Raw genomic sequence first — 24399 nt, forward strand, 5'->3', positions numbered from 1 at the left:
GAGCTATTCCGCCTCGAGACATTGCTCACGCCGAACGCAGCAGTGGTGCGGATAGGTGCCCCGAAGAGCACTTATCCGCACCACTGTTCTATCTGGTCGTTCCGCAGGCTCCACTCCTGCGCGCAGCGCACTACAGGATGTAGAGCATCTCCTGATACGTCGGCAGCGGCCACAGATCGTCGGCCACCATGGCTTCCAGAGTGTCCGCCGCAGATCGAACGGCGGCCATCGCGGGCAGCAGTTCGTCCTTGGCGTGCGTCGCCTCGGCGAGGGCCTCGCCGCCGGGGTCGGCTTCGAGCGCGGCCTTCAACGTCGCCAACGCCGCGCGCAGCTCGGCGAGCGGTGCCGACACCGCCTGCAGCGCAGTCATGTCGACGTCGTCGACGCCTGCACCCTTGAGTGCACTGACGTTCTGCGCCAGCTCGGTCTGATAGCGCACGGCTGCGGGCAGAATGGACGTCTGGCCCATCTCGAGTGTCAGACGCGCCTCGACGAACACCGTCAATGCGTACTGTTCGAGCCCGATCTCGTAGCGCGAGTGCATCTCTCGGTGGTTGAACACCTTGTACTTCTCGAACAGTTCCATGGCCGAGTCCGAGATGAGTTCGGGCAACGCGTCGAGCGTCGTACGCAGGTTCGGCAGGCCGCGTGACTCGGCCTCGATCTGCCAGTTGTCGGAGTAGCCGTCGCCGTTGAACACCACCGCACCGTGCTCGGTGATGATCTCGGTCAAGAGGTTCTGCACCGCGGTGTCGAAATCGGTTCCCTCGGCGACGGCCAGCTCGAGGTTGGTCGCCATGTAGTCGAGAGCCTCGGCCATGATCGTGTTGATCGTGACCATCGGGCCGTTGACGGTCTGCATCGAACCGGGTGCACGGAACTCGAACCTGTTGCCGGTGAACGCGAACGGACTGGTTCGGTTGCGGTCGCCGGGGTCGGTCGGCAATACGGGCAGGGTGTCGGCACCGATCATCATGGTGCCCTTGCCCTTCGACGACGTGGCCGCGCCCTTGGCGATCTGGTCGAACACGTCGGCGAGCTGATCGCCGAGGAAGATCGAGATGATCGCGGGCGGAGCCTCGTTCGCGCCGAGGCGATGATCGTTGGTCGCCGACGCCACCGAGGCGCGCAGCAGACCGCCGTACTTGTGCACCGCGCGGATGACGGCAGCACAGAAGACGAGGAACTGCGCGTTGTCGTGGGGGTTGTCCCCGGGCACCAGCAGCGATCCCAGATCGGAGTTACCGAGCGAGAAGTTGACGTGCTTGCCGGAGCCGTTGACGCCCTCGAAGGGCTTCTCGTGGAACAGGCACTCCATGCCGTGCTTCTTGGCGATGGTCTTGAACGTCGTCATCAGCAGTTGCTGGTGGTCGGCTGCGATGTTGCCGCGCTCGAACATCGGCGCGATCTCGAACTGCCCTGGTGCGACCTCGTTGTGCCGGGTCTTGGCCGGGATGCCGAGCTTGAACAGCTCGCGCTCGGTGTCCATCATGAAGCCGAGCACACGCTCGGGAATGGCTCCGAAGTAGTGATCGTCGAACTCCTGGCCCTTCGGCGGCTTCGAGCCGAACAGGGTGCGGCCGGCATTGAGCAGGTCGGGCCGGGCGAGGAAGAAGTGTCGGTCGACCAGGAAGTACTCCTGCTCCGGACCACAGAACGAGACGATGTTCTCGATGTTCTCGTGCCCGAACAGCTTCAGGATCCGCTCGGCGTGCCCACCCATGGCCTGCTGCGAACGCAGCAACGGCGTCTTGTGGTCGAGGGCCTCACCGGTCATCGAGACGAACACCGTCGGGATGCACAGGGTGTTGCCGTTCGGATTCTCCAGTACGTACGCCGGGCTGGTGACGTCCCAACCGGTGTACCCACGAGCCTCGAACGTATTGCGCAGGCCGCCGTTGGGGAAGCTCGACGCGTCGGGCTCGCCCTGGATCAGCGTCTTGCCCGCGAATTCCGCGAGCGCGCTGCCGTCTCCGACCGGGTCGAAGAAGCTGTCGTGCTTCTCGGCCGTCAAGCCGGTGAGGGGATAGAAGACGTGCGCATAATGCGTCGCGCCCTTCTCCAGTGCCCAGTCCTTCATCGCCGACGCCACCGCGTCGGCGACCAGGGGGTCGAGCTTCTTGCCTTTGTCGATGGTCGCCATCACCGACTTGAACACGGATTTGGGCAGTCGCTTCTGCATGACGACCTTGCTGAAGACGTTCTCTCCGAAGATCTCGCCCGGCTTCTCGTCTCCGACGAAGCTGACCGCAGGCGGCACATACGCCTCGACGTCTTTGATCGCCTGCAGGCGTACGGTATTTCCACTCATGGCTACCCCTTGACAAGGTGCTGCTCCACAGCTGGATTTTGTGGAGTCCGACCCGGCGACTGTACGAATGCGACGTGGCGGTCGTGTTTCGTCGCTGTGTCCACTGCGAGGCAAAAACGGCGACCGGAGTTTCCTTCCACGCAGACGGGGGTAACTCCGTAGCCAGCGTAAACAACCGAAAGCGAGCCCCATGAGCGACCAGCTGACCGTCCGACGCGTGATCGACGCTCCCCCGGCCTCGGTGTTCACCGCACTGGCCAACCCCGAGGTTCAGGCCGCGGTCGACGGCTCGGAGATGTTGCGTGGTGCGATCGAACCGACACCGCTGCGCGCGGTGGGCGACACCTTTGCGATGGACATGTATCAGCCGGAGCTGGGCGAGTACGTCATGGAGAACACCGTGTTCGTGTTCGAGCAGGATCGTCGCGTCGGCTGGATTCCCAACCGCCAGGGGATGGGACCGCGTGGCACGCGGTGGTCCTGGGAACTCGAAGAAGTTGCCGAGAATCGGACAGCTCTCACACAGGTCTACGACTGGTCCCGCGTCACCGACCCGGAGTTCCGCAAGATGGCCGGCTTTCCCCGGGTGACCGAGGAGCAGATAGTCGGCACCATGCGCCGGCTCGCCGAGCACCTCGGCGTCCCGCTCGAAGACTGATCCCCGACGACAGGAAATTCTCATGGTCGACGTCACCCGCACCTTCACCGCCGCTGTTCCGATCGAGAAGGCGGCCGCCTTTCTACGCGACTTTTCCCATGCGCCGTCGTGGGATCCCGGAACCCAGAGCTGCACACAGATTTCCGACGGTCCGGTCGCCGTCGGAACGCAGTGGCACAACGTGTCCAAGCTGTTCGGTATCACCACGGAGTTGACCTACACCTTGGTCACCGACGAGCCTGATCACATCGTGCTCGAGGGCGAGAACAAGACGGCCACCAGCGTCGACGACATCACGTTGACCGCCGAAGGACCGCACGCCACCCGAATCGACTACCACGCGAAGGTCGAATTCAACGGTGCCGCCAAGATAGCCGGCCCGTTCCTGAAGGCGGGGTTCGAGGCGAAAGTCGCGCCGGACACCGTGGAGAAGATGACCGAGGCGCTCGAGCGACTGGGCTGAGGCCCTACTTGCGTGCGAAAACGGTGAAGTTGTCCGCTGAGCTCGCCAGAACGTCGGGTGCCACGATCGAACCGTCGTCGGCGAAGATCTCGGAGATGGTGAGCCCGGCGTCGGTCACCAGTCGTCGCACGTCTGCCACGGTGGTGAAGTGCATGAACGGAGCGAAATCGTGCGCAGCGAGCGGCGCTACGGCCCACGTTCCGCGATCGACGACCCGAGAGCGCGCAGACCACCAATTGGCAACGCTACGAACGACTCCGGCGGGATCGAGCAGTCGTCGTCCGACAGCCGTCACGATGCGCGCGAGTGAGAACGTGAACCGCTGAGTCGGTCTGCTCAACTGAAACGGCTTCTCCCCGAACGACGGTCCGTTGCGGTTGAGAGTGGAGAACACCAGAATTCCGGACTCGCCGAGAACTCGGTGAAATTCTGCGAGTACTCGAACTCGTTCGTCGTGGGTCACGGTGTCGATTCCGTTGTTGCTGAACACGATCAGACCGAATTCGCCGTCGGAGAAGTCCGCCAGATCACGCGCGTCGGCCACATGCGCCTGCAGGTCGGGGAAATTCCGCCGAAAGGCGTCGACCATGGTGGGTGCGTAGTCGATCGCAACGTAGCGGTCGCTGATCAGCCGAAGCAGCGCCGTGGTTCGTCCGCTGCCGACTCCCACGTCCAGTATCGGCGTTCCGCGCGCAACCGAGGCCGCAGCGACCAGCGCCGCCGCCTCCCCGCAGTCGAGAAAGCCGTCGGTCGGACCCGCATACTCCACGTACGCCGCAGCCACCCGCTCACTGTCGAACACATCCCGATTGTGGTCTGTGGACACCAGATCACCTTTGCTTCCTACCCTGCGGACACAAGCGTCGCTCCCTTGGTGTCAGACGGTACCGGCGAACCCTGAGGTGCGCCTGAGGTCTCGTGCGTTCACCACACCCCCATCCGGGGGTATTCATCGCGTGACTCGGATCACTACCGTTCGTCGCACTCGGTATCGCGCATTCACCCGATACCCGACAAAACGGAGGAACCATGACCACTGTCTCACCCGACGACCCGGGTGTGTCCGCATCGACGCCACCTACGGTGCAGACCAAGACCAGTGTCCGCCGGGTCGCTGTCGCCAGTGGCATCGGCACGACGATCGAGTTCTACGACTTCTTCATCTACGGCACCGCGGCCGCCCTGGTCTTTCCGACGATCTTCTTCCCGGCCCTCGGCTCCACCGCAGGCACCGTGGCCTCGTTCGCGACGTTCGCGGTCGCGTTCATCGCCAGGCCCGTCGGCGCAGTGCTGTTCGGGCACTTCGGTGACCGCATCGGCCGCAAGAAGACCCTGATCTCGACGCTGCTGCTGATGGGGGTGTCCACGTTCGCCATCGGTCTGCTGCCCGGTGCGGAGACGATCGGCGTGGCTGCTCCGATCATCCTGGTGCTGCTCAGGTTCGGCCAGGGGTTCGCAGTCGGTGGTGAATGGGCAGGCGCGACACTGCTGACGGCCGAGTACGCGCCTCCTGGCAAACGCGGCTTCTACGCGATGTTCCCTCAGCTGGGACCGTCGGCCGCGTTCATCTTCTCCAGCGCGACATTCCTCGCGACCGGACTGCTGCTCGGCGACACCAACGAGACGTTCCTCAACTACGGTTGGCGAATCCCGTTCCTGCTCAGCGCCGTTCTGGTACTCATCGGCCTGTACATGCGGTTGGCCATCGAGGAGACCCCGGTCTTTCGTGCCAACAAGCTCGCCGAGGAGCAGGCACCGGCGAACGCAGCACCGACGAAACTGCCGATCTTCGACGCCTGGCGCATCCAGAAGCGGGAAATCCTCACCGCTGCAGGCGCATTGGCATCTCTGTTCGCCTTCTTCTACATGGGTACCGCGTACCTGACCAGCTACGGCACCAAGACACTCGGGTTCGACCGGCCGTTCGTGTTGATCACCGGAATCGGTGCCGCGGTGATCTTCGGAGTTGCCATCGCGGTCTCGGCGACCTACTCCGATCGCGTCGGCCGACGGCGAGTGATCATGGGAGCGTGCATCATTGCGATTCCCTGGTCGATCGCACTGTTCCCCGTTCTCGACACCGGGTCACCCGCAGCATTCGTGATCGGCATGTGCGTCACGCTCGCCATCTTCGGAGTTGCCTACGGACCGACCGGAGCCCTGCTCCCCGAGCTGTTCCAGACCCGTTTCCGTTACACCGGAGCAGGTTTGGGCTACAACCTCGCCGGAGTTCTCGGTGGCGCGATTCCGCCGATGCTGGCCGCACCGCTCACCGCCGCGTTCGGCAGCATCTCGATCGGAGTCATGCTGGCCCTGCTGTCGGTACTCAGTCTGGTGTGCACCAAGCGGTTGATCGAGACCAAGGATGTCGACATGACCTGACACCCGCAACGCAGAACCGCGGCCACCCGGCAATCGGGTGGCCGCGGTTTCGTCAGCTCTTCACGGGACGAACTCAGTCGTCGCCACGGGGCGGCGGCTGAACATCGACGCCGCCGGAGTTGTGCTCCGGTCCGGCCGCCGGATGCCCTGCCGGCACGCGGCCGCGCGTCTTCGCGGCCTCGCTGTCCTTGGTGGCACCTTCGGCGAACTTACGACGCCAGCTCTCCTCGGGACGGTAGGGGCCCGGCTTCGGCCGAGTCTTGCCGCCCGGGAACGCCAGCCGTGCGATGGTGCGCTGGACCATGCCCCACTGCTGAAAGAACGGTCCGGTGTTGTAGGGCAGTTCGTAGCGCTCGCAGATGTCCTTGATCTTCGGCGCAACGTCCGCGTACCGGGTGCTGGGCATGTCCGGGTACAGGTGGTGCTCCACCTGGTAGCTCAGGTTGCCGCTCATCAAGTGGAACAACGGGCCACCGTCGATGTTGGCGGCTCCGACGAGCTGACGGACGTACCACCCACCGCGGGTCTCGTTCTCCACCTCTTCCTGGCTGAAGGTGTAGGCCTGGTCCGGGAAGTGTCCGCAGAAGATGATCGCGTTCGACCAGACGTTTCGAATGATGTTCGCGGTGAAGTTCGCGGCCACCGTCGACAGGAACGTGCTCTCGATGCCACTGAACCGGCTGTCCAGCAGAGCCGCGGTCCGACGGTTCTTACCGAATCGGGCAGACCCACGCAGCTTGGACGCGAGCCTGGAGCGCTTGCTCTCGGGCAGACGTCCACCCGATGCGACCTGCGCCAGCGCGAACGCACCGGCGGAGATCAGCGGCCAACCCACGTAGTCCTTGACGAACTGCTTGCGTGCCTTGACGCCGATGCCCTTGAGATCCTCGACGAGATCCTTGACCGGCTTCTCACCGCGACGAATGGCCTCGATGTCGAGATCGTGCAGCGCGACACCCCACTCGAAGAACGCCATCAGCAGCACGTTGTAGAACGGCTGCGCCAGGTAGGCCGGGTGCCACTTCTGCCGCGGGTCGATACGCATGATCTCGTAGCCGAGATCCTTGTCCTTGCCGCGGATGTTGGTGTACGTGTGGTGCACGTAGTTGTGCGAGTGCTTCCACGAGCTCGCGGTCGACGCGGTGTCCCAATCCCACACGGAGGAATGGATTTCCGGGTCGTTCATCCAGTCCCACTGGCCGTGCATGACGTTGTGGCCGATCTCCATGTTCTCGAGAATCTTTGCGATTCCGAGGCACGCTGTACCTGCCAGCCATGCCGGCTTGCTGGTCGATCCGAGCAGCAACACTCGACCCGCGACCAGCAGCTGTCGCTGGGCTGCGATCACCGAGGTGATGTACTTCCGGTCCTTGTCACCGAGGCTGGCGTACACCTCGTCGTGGATGGCGTCGAACTCCTTGGCGAGTTCGGCGATCGTGTCGTCACTCAGATGCGCCAGCGGGTTCACCGGCTCGTCGGAGCCCGTGACACGCCTGGTGGTTTCGTCGATAGACATTCATTCCCCTGTTCGATTTGAAGATCAGAGTTCGATTTCGATGTCGCCCTCAGCAGTGTTGACACAGATCCGAACCGCTTGCCCCGTAGGTTCGGAGATATCCCCGTTACGTAGATCACGTAAACGCCCCTTCTTCAGGGTACCTACGCAGGTGTGGCAGATGCCGATCCGGCAGCCGTACGTCAAATCCAGGCCGGCTTCCTCACCGGCGGCGAGAATCGTTGTGCCGCCGTCGCATTCGACGTCCTTCTTGCTGTTGAGAAACTTGACGGTGCCGCCCTCGCCTACATCGTCGCCACCACCGATGACCGGCTGAAAACTCTCGTGATGGAACCGGTCGTAGTCACCCTGGTCTTTCCAGTACGAGCGCAGATCGTCCAGATGTTCACCCGGACCGGAGCAGAATGCTTCGCGCTCACGCCAATCCGGGACCAGCTCGTCCAATTCGGACGCCTTCATCCGACCCTCGTCGCTGGTGATCCGCAGCTTCACCGTCAGCCCGTCGTGCTTGGCTTCGAGTTCGTCGAGGGTATCGGCGAACATCAACTGGTCGCGATTGTGCACCGAATGCACCACCACGACGTCGCGTACCTGATCGTGGTGATCGAGGGCGCGCAACATGCTGATGATCGGCGTGATGCCACTGCCTGCACTGATGAACACCATCTTGTCCGGAATCGGATTCGGCAGAGTGAACTCGCCCTCGACCTCACTGAGCCGGACGATGTCGCCGGTCCTGATGGTTCCCACCAAGTACGGCGAGACCGTCCCCGACGGCACCAGCTTGGGACTGACGCTGACCAATCCGTCCACCGGGTCCGGATCGGAGGTGAGCGAATACGCCCGCCAGTGGTACCGACCGTCGATCAGTACTCCGAGTCGGACGTACTGCCCGGGTGTGTGGCCCTGCCACTCGAAACCCGGCCGGATGTACACCGAGACGGCCTCCGATCCCTCCGGTGTCACCCGCTCGACCTTCCCCCGAAGCTCGCGGGTGGTCCACAGCGGATTGATCATCGACAGGTAGTCGTCGGGCCGGAGCGGATTGAACAACGATCGGACTGCGCGCAGCATCGTCCGTCTTACAAAAGAAACCTGGGGCTTGGCCCCCCGTTCAGCCATACTCAACGGTAACCCTGTGCGCCGTGCTACACATCCGAATCGCTCAGACTCGAATGAGACTGCTACACAAGGTGAACAGAACCGGGCTGTTCCGACCGGTCAGCGCGCTCTGGAAACGCGGTCGCCCAGGGCGGCACTCACTTTTCCGTACCAACCGACCGGACGGGCAAGCCCACGCGTGGGCACATCGGCCAGCAACGCCTCGGCCGTTTCCTCCGCATCGATCTTGTTGTCGCCGATGCCACCCGTGGCACCTCGCTTGGCCCACCCGACGACGTAGCACCCCGGAACCGGAGTGCCGTCGGCAGCGGTGATGCGACCGCCGACATTACGGATGGTGCCGCTGATGTCGTCGAACGGGATTCCCGGTGACGGGGTTCCGCGATAGCCGATCGCGAGCAGAACCAACTCGGTCGGCAGCTCGACGGCGTGCTCACCGACGCCGACTTCGATGGACTGCACCGAGTCGCTGCCGTGGAGAGCAGCCGGAGCTCGGCCGAACGCGAAGACGATGCGGCGGGCGTGTGCCTGCGAGCCCAGTTCGACTTGCGTCGCCCCAGCCAGAGCCGACGCAGGAGCGGACAACGGCAGGCGATCGATGGCGTCGACGATTCCGTCCGGTCCTGCCACGACGACGTCGACGCCGGCGCGATCGACGAGCGCCTTGCATTCGGACCGGGTGAACGCCGCGAATTCAGGACCACGACGGGCGAGGACGACGACCTCGCGGACGCGATGGCGACGCAGCTCGGCCAGAGCATGAGGAGCGATCTCGGTTCCGTCGAGCCGGTCCGGATCGGCCGTGAGGATACGAGCAGCGTCGAGTGCGACGTTGCCGTTTCCGATGATGGTGACGCGATCGACGCCGGTGAGATCGATCGCGTCGGCAGCAACGTCGGGGTGGCCGGTGTACCAGCCGACCAGGGTGCGTGCGCTGACCGATCCGTCGAGGTCGATACCGGGAATCTCGAGGGCTCGGTCCTTGTCGGCACCGACGGCATAGACCACCGAGTCGAACTTCCGAGCCAGTTCGACGTGGTCGACATCCTTGCCGACCTCGACACCGAGCTTCATCGTCACCCGTGGATGGACGAAGATCCCACGGAAGTGCTCACGGATGCGTCGGGTACCGAGGTGATCGGGAGCGACGCCGTAGCGGGCGAGACCGCCCGCGGTGGGCAGCCGGTCGTAGAAGGTGACGTTGGTGCCGGGCACGCGCAACAGCGCCTGGGCGGTGTAGCAGGCTGCCGGTCCGGTCCCGACGATGGCGATGTCGATCGGCGGCAGTTCGTTGACCGTCGCCACCGGGAATCGAGGCGCGCCCCACTCCGCCACGGCGGGCTTGTCCTTGTAGTAGTCGGCGTTGATGTCGGCGTAGATCTGCTGGTCCGGTGTCAGACGCGAGACGCGCGTGATCGCGTCCACCGGGCACGCGTCCGCGCAGGCACCGCAGTCGATGCACGAGCGCGGATCGATGTAGAGCAGCTCGGTCTTACCGAAATCCGGCTCGTCGGGCGTCGGATGAATGCAGTTGACCGGGCACACCGACAGGCAGGATGCGTCGTTGCAACAGTTCTGCGTGATCGCGAACGGCATGGTTTATCTGATGTCCTTCACGGCCTCGAAAAGAGTGGTCAGAGCATGTGCAAACGACGGTAGATCATCTCGGCCGGCTTGGTGATCAAACCGCAATCGAGAAGAAATGCCATCAGGTGCTCGCTCGAGGTGCGCATCATCGTGTGGTGATGGGCGTTGTTCTTCGCTTCCTTCACCGCGCGGTCGACGTCGAGGCCAGCTGCTGCGTAGACCTCCTTGTTGACCATGTTGGACACGATCAGGCGGGCGGCGATCGCGACGACGAGCGCGCTGGCCTTGCGGCGAGCCGGGCTCTTGCCTGCAATGTCTTCACGCATCTGTGCACGCGCGAAGGTCATGTGCCGCGACTCTTCCACGACGTGGATCTTGCTGGTGGTGCGCACGAGTGGCAGCACGTTCTCGCCGCGCATCCAGTCGCGCTGCATGACGTCGAGTACCTCTTCGGCGACGAGGATGCCACCGTAGGCGACCTCGGCGGACGCGAGAGCCTTGAAGCCACGGCCGAGTTCGATGCTCGATCGACGCGGCAGGTAGGCCTTGATGCCCATCTTCTGGCAGGCGCGGGCGAACATGATCGAGTGACGGCACTCGTCGGCGATCTCGGTGAGAGCGAACTGGAAGTCCGAGTTCGACGAGTCCTTGCAGTACTGATCGCGCAGGACCATCTGCTGCAGGATCATCTCGAACCAGATGCCGGTGCTCATGATCGAGCAGACCTCGTGGCGGGTGAGCGTGATGCGCTGCTCTTCGCTCATCTCGTCCCACAGCTTCGTGCCGTAGAGGGTGCTCCACTCCGGGTTGAGTCCGTAGAGGGAGGGATCGAGATCGGCTTCCCAGTCGACCTCCTCGGAGGGGTCGTACGACAGCTGGGCGGCGGAATCGAGCAAACGAGCGGAGACATCCTCGGGCTCGAGAACGTCGTTCCTGGAGAGTGTGCTGGTCATCGCCGTGGTTCCTTCCATCGTCGAAACGCTGTATGTAACTGTTACGGAGATTACCAGGTACTCGGGGACACAGGTAGTCACTCGAGAAGAAATCTCGTCGAATCTTTTTCCGGACCCCTACAGTTCGAGCGAACAGAGAACGGAGATTCATCGGTGATCGCAGCTCTACGGTCCGCCCTCACCCGCACCCCGATGCGCCTCTACGCGGCGGGCATGGTCTCGGCCAACGCCATCGGAGCAGTCATCGTCTTCGTGTTGGCCCGCTTCATCCTGCCGTTGCCGGTCGGCTCGGAGGAGATCCTGTCGGACCGAAATTACGTCGCCTTCTTCGTGTATCTACCGGTCGCGATCGCCATCGGGATCGCGCTCGGCCTCCGCGTTGCGAAGCCCCTCGTGCTGTGGCTGCACACCGGCGGCACGCCTTCGGACGCCACCGCGATCGCCATCGTGCGGCTGCCCCTTCGTCAGCTCGGCGTCCACGTGCTGCTGTGGGCACTCGGCGTCGCGGTGTTCGTCGGGGTCAATGCGTCGGCAGGCGCGGCGCTGTCGATCATCGTCGCGATTGCCGTCAGCTTCGGCGGCCTGGCGACCTGCTCGCTGGGCTATCTGGTTGCCGAGAGAACGCTTCGGCCGATCACCGCAGCGGTGATGGAAGTCAGTGCGGTCACCGATTCCGCCGCACTCGGCGTGAAGCTGCGCGTCGTTCTCATCTGGGTCCTGAGCACGGCCATTCCCATCCTGGGGCTCGGCCTCATCGGACTCGGTAGACTGATCGACACCGTCATCCCACCCGACGTCGACCTGTCCCCCGCGATGGTGTCGCTGTCCGCGATCGCCCTGGTCGTCGGATTCGGCGGCATGTTCCTGGTCGGACGGTCCGTATCGGATCCGCTGCAGCAGGTCAGCACGGCCATGCAACGCGTCGAAGCCGGAGCGACCGACACCCGCGTCGACGTCTACGACGCCTCCGAGATCGGCCGGTTGCAGAACGGGTTCAACAAGATGGTCGTCGGTCTCGACGAGCGCGAACGACTGCGGTCGCTCTTCGGCCGCCACGTGGGCCACGACGTGGCGCAGCGCGCGCTGGCAAGCGCGCCTCGTCTGGGCGGCGAGAACCGAACGGTCGCCGTGCTGTTCATCGACCTCGTCGGTTCGACGGCGATGGCCGAGCGAGAATCCGCGGAAGCGGTGGTCGATCTGCTCAACCGCTTCTTCGCAGTGGTGGTCGAGCACGGCGAACGACACGGCGGCTTCGTCAACAAGTTCGAGGGTGATGCCGCACTGCTGATCTTCGGCGCTCCGGTCGACCACCCAGATCCCGTGACGGCGGCACTGCGCACCGCACGCACCCTGGCCGTCGCCCTCGCCTCCGACGGCGGCTTCGAGATCGGCATCGGCGTCACGTACGGCCCGGTCATCGCCGGAAACATCGGAGCCGAATCCCGATTCGAGTACACCGTCATCGGCGACACCGTCAATCAGGCGGCTCGGCTCACCGATCTCGCGAAGGATGACCCGAACACCGACGTGCTCACGTCGTCGATCGTGCTCGATCACGCCTCCGTCGACGAACGCGCGCAGTGGACGACGGGCGAGGCGGTCACCCTGCGCGGCCGGTCGACACCGACGACTCTGGCCGCGCCCGTCCGGCACCGCTGACGTCCGACCGTTCTGCCGAAAAATTCGAAGGTTTCCCGTTCGGTGCCGATGGGGCATACCCCCCGAACCAACTCACCCATCGCGCATGCGCGAGACATTGACCAGTACAACGTCTCTCGCTCCGAAAGGCATCCATGTCCGCAATTCTGTTCGGCTCGATCAGCACTCTCGTCGACACGTCCGAACTGCAACGTCGCTCGTTCAACGAGGCGTTCGCAGCACACGATCTGAACTGGAACTGGTCTCGCGAGGATTACCGGGCCATGCTCGGATCCAACGGTGGTGCCGACCGAATCAGCGAATACGCGTCCGACACGGATACCGAGGTGGACGCCGCTGCCGTGCACGCGACGAAGTCCGAGATCTTCCAGCGTCTGATCGGCGAATCCGACGTGAAGACACGACCGGGTGTGGCCGACACGATCGACTCGGCCAAGGCGAACGGCATGAAGGTGGGCTTCGTGACCACGACGTCGCGAGAGAACATCGACGCATTGTTGGCGGCCCTGAGCCCCGAGCTGACAGCCGACTCGTTCGACGTCATCGTCGACGCGTCCTCGGTCGATGCCGGCAAGCCCGACCCCGCGTCGTACGAATTCGCGTTGAAGTCGTTGGGCGAGAACGCATCGGACAGCGTCGCCATCGAGGACAATGCCGGCGGTGTCCAGGCGGCGGTCGCCGCGGGCATCAGCTGCGTCGCATTCCCGAACGAGAACACTGCGGGCACCGAGTTCGGCTCGGCCACCGACACCGTCGATGCACTCGATCCCGAGCGTGTCCGCGCTCTTGTCTCTGCCTGAGCGGAGCCTGCGCAGCGAGCGTGCAATCAGACCATTCATCCAATCCTCCAGGAGTAACCAGTGAGCAATCTTCAGGCCCAGGTCGTCGCCGGGGACAGGTCGTTTCGCGTCGAAGGCTACGAACGCATCGAGTACGACCTGATCTACGTCGACGGTGTGTTCGCAATCGAGAACACCGAATTGGCCGATAGTTACCGGCCGTACGGTCGCGCGCTGATGGTCGTCGACGAATCGGTGCACGAGATCTACGGCGACCGGATCAGCGCGTACTTCGATCACTACGGCATCGCCCTCGCGGTGGTTCCGGTGCACATCGCCGAGACTGCGAAGTCGCTGGAGACGTTCGAGCGCATCGTGGGCGAGTTCGATGCGTTCGGTCTGGTCCGCACCGAGCCGGTGCTGGTGGTCGGCGGCGGATTGACCACGGACGTAGCAGGTTTCGCGTGCGCCAGCTACCGACGGAACACCCCGTACATTCGCATTCCCACCACATTGATCGGCCTGATCGACGCGAGCGTATCCATCAAGGTGGCCGTCAACTACGGAAAGCACAAGAACCGCCTCGGTGCGTACCACGCGTCGCAGAAGGTGCTGCTGGACTTCTCGTTCCTCGGCACGTTGCCCGAGGATCAGGTGCGCAACGGCATGGCCGAGCTGATCAAGATCTCCGTCGTCGGCAATCTGGAGATCTTCGAGATGCTCGAACAGTACGGTCCGGAACTGCTGCGAACGCGGTTCGGCCATCTCGACGGAACGGCGGAATTGCGTTCGGTCGCAGACCGACTGACCTACTCGGCGATCGCGACGATGCTCGAACTCGAGGCACCGAATCTGCACGAGATCGATCTCGATCGCGTCATCGCCTTCGGTCACACCTGGAGCCCGACGCTCGAGCTGACCCCGCCTGCCCCGTTCTTCCACGGCCACGCCATCAACATCGACATGGCGCTGTCGACGACCGTCGCCGAACAGCGCGGACACCTGTCGACGGCAGACCGCGATCGAGTGCTCGGTGTCATGTCCAGCATCGGGCTGGCATTGGACAGCCCGTACCTGACCCCCGAGTTGCTCTCGGAGGCAACGGCGTCGATCCTCAAGACTCGCGACGGCATACTGCGCGCAGCGGTGCCGGACCCGATCGGCACGTGCCGCTTCCTCAACGATCTCGACGCAGCCGAGTTGGCCGATGTGCTGACTCTGCACAAGAAGATCTGCCTCGACTTCCCGCGCGCAGGCGAGGGTCTCGACATGTTCACTGCACCGACGCCGTGACCCAGACCCCGCGACCGGTCACCCCGACCACCATTCTGGCGCGCGAGCTCAGCGAGATAGCCGATCTGCTCGACGCCGGTGCCGGGGCGACCGACGAGCTGATCACCCGTGTTCATCGAGCCCGCGATCTCGCGGCGGGACTCGACCCGTATCTCGACACCTGCACCACCTCCCAATCCGCAGCGCTGGCGACACTGGCATCGCGGACCCGCACCGAGGACTGGAGATCACGTGACGTCGTCTCCGGCTCGGGGCCCCTGGAGATGGAAATGCTCTCCGGCCACGTGGAGGGACGCTTTCTTGCGTTTCTCGTGCACATGACCGGGGCGAAGCGGGTGCTCGAGATCGGTATGTTCACCGGCTACTCGGCACTGGCGATGGCCGAGGCTCTGCCCGCGGGCGGCGAGGTGGTCGCCTGCGAGGTGGATCCGTACGTGGCCGAGTTCGCGCGGTCCTGTTTTGCGGATTCGCCTGCGGGCTCGTCCATCACGGTGGAAGTGGGGCCTGCACTGGACACCCTCCGCCGGTTGGAGGGCACGTTCGATCTGGTCTTCGTCGACGCCGACAAGACCGGATACCGCGCGTACGTGGAGCACCTGCTCGGTAGCGAGCTGCTGGCCGACAACGCCGTGATCGCCGTCGACAACACCCTCCTGCAGGGGCAGCCGTACAGCGAACGCCCCACCGAGAACGGCCGGGCCGTCGCAGAATTCAACGAGTACGTGGCGAACGACCCCCGCGTGGAGCAGGTGCTGGTGCCGTTGCGCGACGGCGTCACCTTGATCCGGCGCACATGATCCGCACTGTCGCAGCACTTGTCGGACTCACTGCCACCCTCCCCGCCGACCTCGTGGCGGCGGGGGTGGCTGCCGTCCGAGGCGGCCGGCCCGCCACGCGCCGAACCGACTCCCCCAAGACGGTCATGATCAGCGGCGGGAAGATGACCAAGGCCCTGCAGCTCGCGCGGTCCTTCCATCTCGCCGGGCACCGAGTCGTCCTGGTGGAATCGGCCAAGTACCGTTTCACCGGCCATCGGTTCTCACGTGCGGTCGACCGATTTCACTGTGTACCCGACCCGACCGAATCCGGGTACGCCCGAGCACTTCTGGATGTGGTGCTCCGCGAAGGCGTCGACGTCTTCGTCCCCGTCGCGAGTCCGGCTGCGAGCATCCACGATGCCGACGCACGGGCACTGCTCGATTCGCACTGCGAGGTCCTGCACGGCGACGGCGCGACGGCGCGCATGCTCGACGACAAGTCCAGGTTCTCCGAACACGCTGCGGCGCTCGGCTTGCGCGTTCCCGATTGGCGACGCATCACCGACGTCGAGCAGATCGCGCAGTTCGACTTCCCACCGGGCCGTGAGTACATCCTCAAACGCATCTCGTACAACCCGGTCGGCCGCATGGATCTGACGCGATTGACCCGCGACACGCCTGCCGAGAACCTGCGATTCGCACGCAGTCTCGGGATCTCCGAGGACGATCCGTGGATCCTGCAGCAATTCGTCGCCGGGCAGGAGTACTGCACCCACGGCACCGTCCGCGGCGGCCGGTTGCAGGTGTACGGCTGCTGTGAATCATCGGCGTTCCAGGTCAACTACGAGATGGTCGACAAGCCCGACATCCTGCGCTGGGTGGAAACGTTCGTCTCTTCGCTGGACGTCACCGGCCAGCTGTCGTTCGACTTCATCGAGTCCGCCGCCGACGGCCACATCTACGCCATCGAGTGCAACCCCCGCACCCATTCGGCCATCACGATGTTCTACGACCATCCCGACCTGGCTGCCGCGTACCTCGACGACGGCCATCCGGTGATCGTGCCGCGTACGACGGCTCGCCCGACCTACTGGATCTACCACGAGGTGTGGCGTCTGCTCACCGAGGGCAACCGAAAGGCCCGCTTGCGCAGCATCTTCGAGGGAAAGGACGCCATCCTCACCGGCTGGGATCCACTCCCCTATCTGCTGGTGCACCACCTCCAGATTCCGTCCCTGCTGGTGCGAAATCTGCTGGCCCGGCGCGGATGGTCACGCATCGACTTCAACATCGGCAAGCTCGTGGAGAACGGAGGCGACTGATGACCCTGTCGGTCCTGGTACTGGTCGGATCGTCGGTGGACGAGTTCCACTGCGATCTGTCTCGGGTGTACGCGGGCGGATTTCTCGACGCACTCGGTGGAAATCCCGACTATCGGTTCGAGGTGGCGTTCGTCTCCCCCGGCGGGCTCTGGAGCTTTCCCGGCGGCATCGACGCCGCCAGTGTGGCGTCGGCACACCAGATGTCGTTGGCGCAGGCAGTGGACGTCATCTCGTCGTGGCACTTCGACGTGATGGTTCCACAGATGTTCTGCCTGCCCGGAATGACGACATACCGCAGCCTGTTCGATCTGTTGGGCGTGCCGTACGTGGGCAACGGTCCGGACGTGATGGCGATGACGGCCGACAAGGCTCGCGCCCGAGCCGTGGTCGCGGCGGCCGGGGTCGCCGTCCCGACCGGTGTCGTGGTGCGGTGCGGTGACAACATCGACGTCGAACTGCCGGTGGTCGTCAAGCCCGTCGACTCGGACAATTCGATGGGCGTCACACTGGTTCGCCAATCCGACCGGTTGGCAACCGCTGTGAGCGAGGCTCTGACGTATTCGTCTGCGGCACTGGTGGAGTCGTACATCCCCCTCGGCCGCGAGGTCCGTTGCGGCATCATCGCACGGGGCGACGAGCTGATCTGCCTTCCACTCGAGGAGTATGCCGTCGAGTCGATTCGTACCAGCGCCGACAAGTTGAATCGCACCTCGGACGGGGATCTATACCTGGTCGCGAAGGAGCAGACCAGGGCCTGGATGGTGGACGTCTCCGATCCGATCACCGAGAAGGTCTGGGCGGCAGCACGATCGTGCTATCGATCTCTCGGCTGCCGGCACTACGGTCTGTTCGACTTCCGGATCGACCCCGACGGACAACCGTGGTTCCTCGAAGCCGGTCTGTACTGCTCGTACTCGCCGTCGAGCGTGCTCGCCGTGATGGCCTCGGCGGCAGGTATCGCCGTCGACGAACTGTTCGCACGAACGCTCGACGAACTGTCGGTGAAGGAGTTGTCCTCGTGACGTTGGGAATCGAGATCGACGAGCTGGACCTGAGCTCCACCGAGACCGAAGAACTGCGAACGCTGTTGGCCGAACACGGCGTGCTGATTCTACGCAGACAACCCTTGGACGACGCAGGCTTCCTGGCATTTCTCCGGCGGTTCGGCGAGATGATGTTCACCGAGGGCGAGACGCCAGTGCCGGGCTTTCCCGACCTGAACGTCATCAGCAACGTCGGCCGCACCACACCGCCGAAATCGACATTCCACGTGGACACCACGTATGTACCGAATCCGCCTGCCTACACCGCACTACGTGCGGTCGAGGTACCGGAGTCCGGGGGCAGCACGCTGTTCAGCGACCAGTACGCGGCCTACGACACCTTGCCGGCCGACCGCAAAGCGGACCTCGCCGGAAGAACGGTGACGCACCGAGTGACCGGGGTGGCGTCGGACACCGATTCCTGTGCCGAACATCCTTTGTTCGCAGTGCATCCCGTGACCGGGCGTACCGCTCTGGCATTGTCGGCACCCGCACGGTGCGTCGCGATCAGCGGCATGTCCACCGAGGAGGCACAGGAGACCGTGCGATATCTGTTCGAACATTCGACTCGCGAGACCAATGTGCTGCGACACGCGTGGGCACCGGAGGACGTCGTCATGTGGGACAACCGATGTGTGATGCACAAAGCCGATCACAGCGGGGTCGTGGGAAACAGGGTCATGCACCGGGGAATGATTGCCAATGGTGAATCGCCGTCGGTTATGTGACCGACAACTCAAAGATTTGCCGGTTCGCCCGTAGTCCGGACAATCGAGTCATGACTTCCCCATTGACGATCAGCCGCGAAACAGCCGTCGGTGCCGAAGCTCGTCTGTCCTGGATATTGTCGGGACTGGCAGGGATGGTGGGTGCAGTTGCCTTCCTCCATTCCGCCGGCTACTTCGTGACCTTCATGACCGGCAACACCGAGCGAGCAGTCGTCGGACACTTCGGGCATCCCGAGGGCAAGGAGGTCACCCCGGGGGCCTCACCGATCGCGGCACTGGCGCTCATGGGCTCTTTCCTGGCAGGCGTCGTGATCTCGTCGATCTGCCGTCGTCGCTACTGGTCGAATCACCCGCACGGAGCAACGGTGCTCACCACGATCGCACTCGCAGGAGCAGGCGCGATCGACATCGCCATCTCCGGATGGTCGTCGGCCAACGTGAACTTCTACCCGATTCTGTTGGTGGCCTTCGCACTCGGTGCTCTCAACACCGCGTTCACGAAGAAGGAAGAGACCTACATTCCCCTGAGCTACGTCACCGGGACCATGGTCAAACTCGGCCAGGGAATCGAGCGGCACATGTTCGGCGGCGGGACGCGCTACGACTGGCTCTGCTACACAGCCCTTCTCGGATCGTTCGCCTTGGGAGGCGCGATCGGAGCCTTCATCGGCGTCGTCATCACCGGCCCGCAGGTACTGCTTCTGACCGCACTGATCAGCTTCGGCGCGACGATCTTCACGTTCACCCACACCGAGCGTCGTTCGCTGCTGGGGTGAGGCCGCCGGCCCGGGTCAGTTCTCGACCAGCGGCGAGGCCACCACGATCTTGCGCAACATCTGCTCGATGAAACCCGGGGACAGGCGTGACCCGATCAGCACTTGCCGCTGCACCAGCCCCTCGATCATCACCACGAGGGTCTCGGCGTCGGACGGCGGATCCTCGGAGTCCAACGAGGCGACGATCCACTGGGTGTAGGTGACGAATGCTGCTCGTTGACTGTCGAACAACTCGCGAATTTCGTCGTCGTGCTGCGCCTCGCCGAGCATGATGTGGCGAGCGATGACCCGTTGGACGGCATCCCCGGTCGTCATGGCGTCGATGAAATCGATGATGCGCGACACCACGATATCGGCGGTGAGCGGCTTGACGTCGACGAGACTGCCGAAGGTCGCTCCGGCCACCTCGAAGTCGCGGACGAACAGCTGACCGAGAGCCAGGTGAAGCAGCCGACTCCGGGTGGGCGCGTGGTAGTTCACCGACCCGGGTCCCAGTCCCGCTGCGGCGTCCACCGCCCGGTGCGTCAAGCCGCGAAGACCTCGGGTGGCGAGCACCTCGATCGCGGCCGTGGCGATCTCGTCGCGCCGACGCACTCTCGACTCGTCGTCCCTGGGGTGTGCCGGACTCATACCGCGCAGTGTAGTGCCCGGCTGTTGACATACATCGATTCCACGACCTAGCCTCAACGAATGTTGAGAGGGGTGGTCGCATGACCCGGGGGCCGACACGACGCCAGATCATGATCGGAGCGGCCGCTGCGGCCACCGTCGCCGTCGTCGGCCCGGTAGCCAAGGCGGTGGCGGCCCCGGCAACCGGTTCGGCGGACGAGTGCGGTGAGCGCTACCAGGGCTACCGCGACGCCGATCGAGATCTGCCGTACGCCCGATACATGGCACAGCGAACGACGCCCGCACCGACCGCCGTCGCGGACGCCTGTGCGGGCCCGGCCCTCGCGCCGGATTCGATTCCTGGATTCGATTCCATCACAACCGATCTCGCGCCCACCGGCTACTCCACGATCGAGACCGGATACGGTCGACGCGCCGATGGAGTGACGTTCGTGGCGGTCCGCACGGTGATGCCGCGCGTGACGGCAGCGATGTGGGACTGGTGGTTCGGCTGGCATTCCACCGAGGCCGCACGCTACAAGCTGTGGCATCCCGACGCCCACCTCTACGCAGCCCTCGCCGAGGATCGAACGGCACTCGACATTCCCGACAAGGCCAAGTACGTCGGCAACACGACTTTCGTGGACGAGTACGTCGGGCCGAAGCTGCAACAGCTGGGCATTGCCTTTCGCGATCCGATTGCGCACGGCTTCGACGTTCCCGCGGATCAGACGATCGTCTTCGGCCGAGTGGGCAGCTCCATCGCGCCGGTGGACCTGGGCTGGCTGGCCCACCAGGTGCGTCCCGTCGAGGGCGGTGCCGAGATGCGTAGCCGTTTCTTCCTGAACCTGCGCGGGCTGCACGTACCGGACATCGAGCAGGCCGTGTGCGCCGTCCGCCGCGGGGCGTCGGTCGATCCGACGGACCTCGATCTCGGGGTCGATCTCGCCCGAGATCTGTTGTTGCACTGCGGACAGGAGATGAATCACCTGGCCGGCTTCCTGCCGGAGTTGTACGCCGAGTTCGGGAGCTAGTGCCCCAGAAACACTTTGGCCAAGACGATGAGTGCTGCGACCGCAGCGGTGGCCAGACCACCCAGAATTGCGCGGAAGGTCAACGGGTTGCCGCGAATTCGTTCCGTGACCATCTGAATCGTCGCGATGCGTATCACGATGACTCCGCCGGCCAGCAGTTCCGACCACTGCCCCGGGAGCACCGACAACCAGCCGAGGGCCAGCATCACCGCAGGGACCGTGCCGGAGCTCAGGATCGGCACGGCGTCACGGAATTCCTCGACGGCCTCGAACGTGCGTTGCTCGTCGGTTGCATCGCCGTGCGCTTCGGGAATCTGACTGCTGGCGACGAAATCGGCGAACACATGCGCCAGAAACGTCGTCACCGCCGTGGCCAGAACCAGAACAGCAGCAGTTCCGTTCTCGATCGAGCTCGGCGTCGATGCTGCGACCGCCGCCAGAACCAGGATGTTTCCGTAGACGTAGGCCGACAGTCTCTTGGCCGCCCGCGCGGGCTCGAGCGGGCCGTCCGCGCGGGTGACCAGACGGCGATACAGCCGTGTTCTGCGAATACGGGGCTCGGCGTCGCTCATGCAGGAGATCGTTGCACGGCCGAGACGATCATTCGACGGGAACGCCGAGCCGACCGGCCTGGTAGTCCTCGAACGCCTGCAGCACTTCGGACTTGGTGTTCATGACGAACGGGCCTGCCATCGCGACGGGTTCCCTGATCGGCTTGCCGCCGAGAACGAACACCTCCAGCGACTCCCCCGCCGTAGACGCGGACATCTCGATGGTGTCGCCGCGGCCGAACAGCGCCGTCTGCCCCATCCTGATCGGACGCTTCTCCGCGCCCACGGTGCCCTCGCCCGCGAGAACGTAGATCAGTGCGTTGAACTCCCTGTTCCACGGCAGCGTCAGCGCCGCACCCGGTGCGATGGTGCTGTGCGAGAGCGCAATCGGAGTGTACGTCGACCCCGGGCCCTGCATGCCTGCGATCTCGCCGGCAATCACTCGGACCAACGCACCACCGTCGGGACTCGACGCCAGTGCGACTCTGCTGCCGGTGATGTCCTGGTAGCGCGGGTGCGGGATCTTGTTCTCGCGCGGCAGATTGACCCACAGCTGAACACCGTGGAACAGCCCACCCGAGAGCACCAGATGCTCCGGCGGAGCCTCGATGTGCAGGATGCCCCCGCCCGCCGTCATCCATTGCGTGTCGCCACCGCCGATGACTCCGCCGCCGCCGTGAGAGTCCTTGTGCTCCATGATGCCGTCGATCATGTAGGTGACCGTCTCGAACCCGCGATGCGGATGCCACGGCGTCCCCTTCGGCTCGCCGGGCGCGTAGTTGACCTCGCCCATCTGATCCATGTGGATGAACGGGTCTAGTGACGCCATGTCCAGTCCCGCGAATGCGCGACGGACCGGAAAGCCCTCGCCCTCGTAACCCGTCGGTGCCGTCGTGACGGACCGGACCGGCCGGGGGACGGCGGTGGCGTCGGGCATGGGGATGCGGGGCAACGCGAGGATGTTGTCGACCGTCACTGCAGGCATGGCGTCCCTTTCGGCAATGTAGTTGACTCTGCAACTACTCTGATCGCCTCAACCCGCCGAAGCCCGACGGTATTCCCGCGGTCAGGCCTGCCGGTCGGCCAGCCATTGCCGGATCTCGTCGGTCGGCTGCTCCACGATGTCGTCGAATTCCGAGTGCTTGCCGACGAAGGCCGCTACCAACTCGCAGATCGGCACGATCCGCTTGGCATCGTTGCGCGTGGCGTCGAGCGCCTGCTGCACGAGAATCGTCGCCAGACCACGTCCGCCGTACGCTGCGTCGACCTCGGTGTGGAAGAAGATACGTCTGCCGTGTTCGTCGTCGGCGAACTCGGTGAACCCGACCTGCGAGCCGTCGGCCGAAACCGTGAAACGATCTGCTTGCTGGGTGATTTCGACCTGCGCACCCGTTTTGTCGACCGTCATGTCGCACTCCTCGTTCCAGGAAGGCGCGCACCGCACCTCGTCGATCGTGAACGCTACCGAACACCTGGATCCGGCGCGTTTCCGATCCACAGTCGCATACAGGGGTGCCCGGTGACCGATACTGCCTCTGTACGGTGGAGCGAAGGACCTCGACCGATGAATCATCTAGGGGAAGGAACTTCATGGCTCAGCCAGACAGGCTGGAGAAAGACCCGAACAAGGGTTTCGTGGCCCTGCTGGGGTGGAGTTTGGCCGCGGTGGAAGCACTGGACAAGTTCGATCGGCGCTACGTCGTCGTCGCCCCCGAGTGGGCCGAGGCGTACTGCACCGAGCACGACATTCCGTACCTCCCGTGGAACTTCGAGCGACTCAACGATCGCTCACTGGAAATCGCCGAGACCCTGCAGGACAAGGGCGTCGACGTCGCGATCCCGCTCTACGAGGAGACGGTCGAGTGGGCCGGTGCCATCAACTCGGTACTGCTGGGCAACCCGCGACTGTTCGGTCAGGCGATGCTGCTGCGCGACAAGTCCTTGATGAAGCGTCGCGCCCAACTCGGTGGAATCCGCGTCGGCATCTTCGAAGAGGCCCACGACCGCGAGGACGTCATCCGATTCCTCAAGCGCGTCAACCAGACCTTGCTCAAGCTCGACGGCGATCCGAACGATCCCATCCATGTCAAAGCATTCGACAAGGCAGGCTGCCTGGGACACCGCGTCATTCGCACCCCCGACGAGGTCGACTCCATTCCCGACGAGGAATTTCCGGCACTGATGGAATCACATCTCGACGGTTGGGAGTTCGCCGTCGAAGCATGGATCCACAACGGCAAGATCAAGTTCCTCAACATCTCCGAATACGTCACGCTCGGCTATTCGGTGTTCGTTCCGGCCACACCGGAACTGGAGAAGTATCGCGAGCAGATCACGGTGCAGATCGAGAAGTTGATCAAGACCTTCGATATCGAGTTCGGCTTCATTCATCCCGAGTACTTCGTCACCAGTGACGGCGAGATGTACTTCGGCGAAGTTGCTTACCGCCCACCGGGTTTCAAGGTGTTCGAGCTGCTCGAGCGGGCCTACGGCTTCAACGCCTACCAGGGCCTGGCGTTGGCGTTCGATCCGAAAACCACCGAGGAGGAGATCGACGCCTTCTTCCCGAAGGAGGTCGTCGACGCCACCGGTGTCGCCGGATGTTTCGGGGTGTACCCGCGACGCCGCGTCGTCAGCCAACTGCAGATTCCCGAGGAGACCTCCGGGCACGACTACTACGAGACCAACGATCTGTCGGCACCGGTGGAGGAAACCGTCACCAAGAGAACGGCATTCGGCACCCACTGGGGCCTGCTGTACTTCTTCGGTGATGACACCTACGTCATGCGTGACTTGTTGAAGCATCAGGAAGAACTGGACTTCTACGTGTGAAGCAGCAACTCGGAGACGACCGC

General features: G+C 64.0%; 23 protein-coding genes. 13 read left to right on the plus strand and 10 right to left on the minus strand.

Annotated elements, in window-relative coordinates; translation table 11 throughout:
- Window positions 1-130: 130 nt before the first annotated feature.
- Window positions 131-2311 (minus strand): glutamine synthetase III family protein, encoded by a 2181-nt coding sequence (locus QM615_RS13110; protein WP_149404947.1) that lies wholly within the window; start codon window positions 2309-2311, stop codon window positions 131-133.
- Window positions 2312-2501: 190 nt separating this feature from the next.
- On the opposite strand from QM615_RS13110, the gene QM615_RS13115 reads away from it, so the two are divergent.
- Window positions 2502-2969, plus strand: coding sequence for an SRPBCC family protein (locus tag QM615_RS13115; RefSeq protein ID WP_149404946.1), 468 nt, complete (start codon window positions 2502-2504; stop codon window positions 2967-2969).
- 22 nt (window positions 2970-2991) lie between these two features.
- Window positions 2992-3432 (plus strand): SRPBCC family protein, encoded by a 441-nt coding sequence (locus QM615_RS13120; protein ID WP_149404945.1) that lies wholly within the window; start codon window positions 2992-2994, stop codon window positions 3430-3432.
- 4 nt (window positions 3433-3436) lie between these two features.
- On the opposite strand, the gene QM615_RS13125 is transcribed toward QM615_RS13120, so the two are convergent.
- Window positions 3437-4258, minus strand: coding sequence for a class I SAM-dependent methyltransferase (locus tag QM615_RS13125; protein WP_149404944.1), 822 nt, complete (start codon window positions 4256-4258; stop codon window positions 3437-3439).
- A 203-nt stretch (window positions 4259-4461) separates the two neighbouring features.
- On the opposite strand from QM615_RS13125, the gene QM615_RS13130 reads away from it, so the two are divergent.
- Entirely contained in the window at window positions 4462-5814 is a 1353-nt protein-coding gene (locus QM615_RS13130) for an MFS transporter (protein WP_149404943.1), read from the plus strand.
- A gap of 73 nt (window positions 5815-5887) precedes the next feature.
- Here the strand turns inward: QM615_RS13130 and QM615_RS13135 are convergent, their stop codons facing one another.
- From QM615_RS13135 to QM615_RS13150, 4 genes are all read right to left on the minus strand, one after another.
- A complete protein-coding gene (locus QM615_RS13135) occupies window positions 5888-7330 on the minus strand; it encodes a fatty acid desaturase family protein (protein ID WP_068055731.1) in 1443 nt (480 codons plus the stop codon).
- A gap of 24 nt (window positions 7331-7354) precedes the next feature.
- Complete coding sequence (locus QM615_RS13140; protein WP_176460324.1) at window positions 7355-8452, minus strand: ferredoxin reductase; 1098 nt, start codon at window positions 8450-8452, stop codon at window positions 7355-7357.
- Between the two features lie 99 nt (window positions 8453-8551).
- On the minus strand, window positions 8552-10048 hold the full coding sequence (locus tag QM615_RS13145) for an FAD-dependent oxidoreductase (RefSeq protein WP_149404942.1): 1497 nt from the start codon (window positions 10046-10048) through the stop codon (window positions 8552-8554).
- 38 nt (window positions 10049-10086) lie between these two features.
- Window positions 10087-10992, minus strand: a complete 906-nt coding sequence (locus QM615_RS13150) for an AurF N-oxygenase family protein (RefSeq protein ID WP_082898813.1) — start codon at window positions 10990-10992, stop codon at window positions 10087-10089.
- A 153-nt stretch (window positions 10993-11145) separates the two neighbouring features.
- Here QM615_RS13150 and QM615_RS13155 point away from each other — a divergent pair, with 153 nt between their 5' ends.
- The 8 genes from QM615_RS13155 to QM615_RS13190 all read left to right on the plus strand — a co-directional run bounded on the left by QM615_RS13155 (window position 11146) and on the right by QM615_RS13190 (window position 19350).
- Window positions 11146-12651, plus strand: coding sequence for an adenylate/guanylate cyclase domain-containing protein (locus QM615_RS13155; protein WP_149404941.1), 1506 nt, complete (start codon window positions 11146-11148; stop codon window positions 12649-12651).
- 134 nt (window positions 12652-12785) lie between these two features.
- Window positions 12786-13451 carry an HAD-IA family hydrolase gene (locus tag QM615_RS13160; protein WP_149404940.1) on the plus strand — a complete coding sequence of 222 codons (666 nt, stop codon included), beginning with the start codon at window positions 12786-12788 and terminating at the stop codon, window positions 13449-13451.
- 60 nt (window positions 13452-13511) lie between these two features.
- A complete protein-coding gene (locus QM615_RS13165) occupies window positions 13512-14723 on the plus strand; it encodes a sedoheptulose 7-phosphate cyclase (RefSeq protein ID WP_149404939.1) in 1212 nt (403 codons plus the stop codon).
- A complete protein-coding gene (locus tag QM615_RS13170) occupies window positions 14720-15520 on the plus strand; it encodes an O-methyltransferase (protein WP_094670372.1) in 801 nt (266 codons plus the stop codon). The genes QM615_RS13165 and QM615_RS13170 overlap by 4 nt, the downstream gene beginning before the upstream one ends.
- Window positions 15517-16803, plus strand: coding sequence for an ATP-grasp domain-containing protein (locus QM615_RS13175; protein ID WP_149404938.1), 1287 nt, complete (start codon window positions 15517-15519; stop codon window positions 16801-16803). Before QM615_RS13170 ends, QM615_RS13175 begins: the two co-directional genes overlap by 4 nt.
- On the plus strand, window positions 16803-17825 hold the full coding sequence (locus QM615_RS13180; RefSeq protein WP_094670370.1) for a D-alanine--D-alanine ligase family protein: 1023 nt from the start codon (window positions 16803-16805) through the stop codon (window positions 17823-17825). Before QM615_RS13175 ends, QM615_RS13180 begins: the two co-directional genes overlap by 1 nt.
- A complete protein-coding gene (locus QM615_RS13185; RefSeq protein WP_094670369.1) occupies window positions 17822-18574 on the plus strand; it encodes a TauD/TfdA dioxygenase family protein in 753 nt (250 codons plus the stop codon). The genes QM615_RS13180 and QM615_RS13185 overlap by 4 nt, the downstream gene beginning before the upstream one ends.
- A 50-nt stretch (window positions 18575-18624) precedes the next feature.
- On the plus strand, window positions 18625-19350 hold the full coding sequence (locus tag QM615_RS13190) for a YoaK family protein (RefSeq protein ID WP_068055698.1): 726 nt from the start codon (window positions 18625-18627) through the stop codon (window positions 19348-19350).
- A gap of 15 nt (window positions 19351-19365) precedes the next feature.
- Here the strand turns inward: QM615_RS13190 and QM615_RS13195 are convergent, their stop codons facing one another.
- Window positions 19366-19980 carry a TetR/AcrR family transcriptional regulator gene (locus tag QM615_RS13195; protein ID WP_068055695.1) on the minus strand — a complete coding sequence of 205 codons (615 nt, stop codon included), beginning with the start codon at window positions 19978-19980 and terminating at the stop codon, window positions 19366-19368.
- An 80-nt stretch (window positions 19981-20060) separates the two neighbouring features.
- On the opposite strand from QM615_RS13195, the gene QM615_RS13200 reads away from it, so the two are divergent.
- Complete coding sequence (locus QM615_RS13200; RefSeq protein WP_231893844.1) at window positions 20061-20993, plus strand: DAPG hydrolase family protein; 933 nt, start codon at window positions 20061-20063, stop codon at window positions 20991-20993.
- Here QM615_RS13200 and QM615_RS13205 read toward each other — a convergent pair.
- The 3 genes from QM615_RS13205 to QM615_RS13215 all read right to left on the minus strand — a co-directional run bounded on the left by QM615_RS13205 (window position 20990) and on the right by QM615_RS13215 (window position 22952).
- On the minus strand, window positions 20990-21565 hold the full coding sequence (locus tag QM615_RS13205; RefSeq protein ID WP_068055691.1) for a hypothetical protein: 576 nt from the start codon (window positions 21563-21565) through the stop codon (window positions 20990-20992). The two genes, QM615_RS13200 and QM615_RS13205, sit on opposite strands and share 4 nt — an antisense overlap.
- Before the next feature lie 28 nt (window positions 21566-21593).
- Entirely contained in the window at window positions 21594-22529 is a 936-nt protein-coding gene (locus QM615_RS13210; RefSeq protein WP_149404937.1) for a pirin family protein, read from the minus strand.
- A gap of 81 nt (window positions 22530-22610) precedes the next feature.
- Complete coding sequence (locus QM615_RS13215) at window positions 22611-22952, minus strand: GNAT family N-acetyltransferase (RefSeq protein ID WP_149404936.1); 342 nt, start codon at window positions 22950-22952, stop codon at window positions 22611-22613.
- A 182-nt stretch (window positions 22953-23134) separates the two neighbouring features.
- On the opposite strand from QM615_RS13215, the gene QM615_RS13220 reads away from it, so the two are divergent.
- Window positions 23135-24376, plus strand: a complete 1242-nt coding sequence (locus QM615_RS13220; RefSeq protein ID WP_149404935.1) for an ATP-grasp domain-containing protein — start codon at window positions 23135-23137, stop codon at window positions 24374-24376.
- Window positions 24377-24399: the final 23 nt, after the last annotated feature.

The organism is Rhodococcus sp. IEGM 1341 (assembly GCF_030056895.1).
In the GTDB taxonomy this organism is placed as follows: Bacteria; Actinomycetota; Actinomycetes; order Mycobacteriales; family Mycobacteriaceae; genus Rhodococcoides.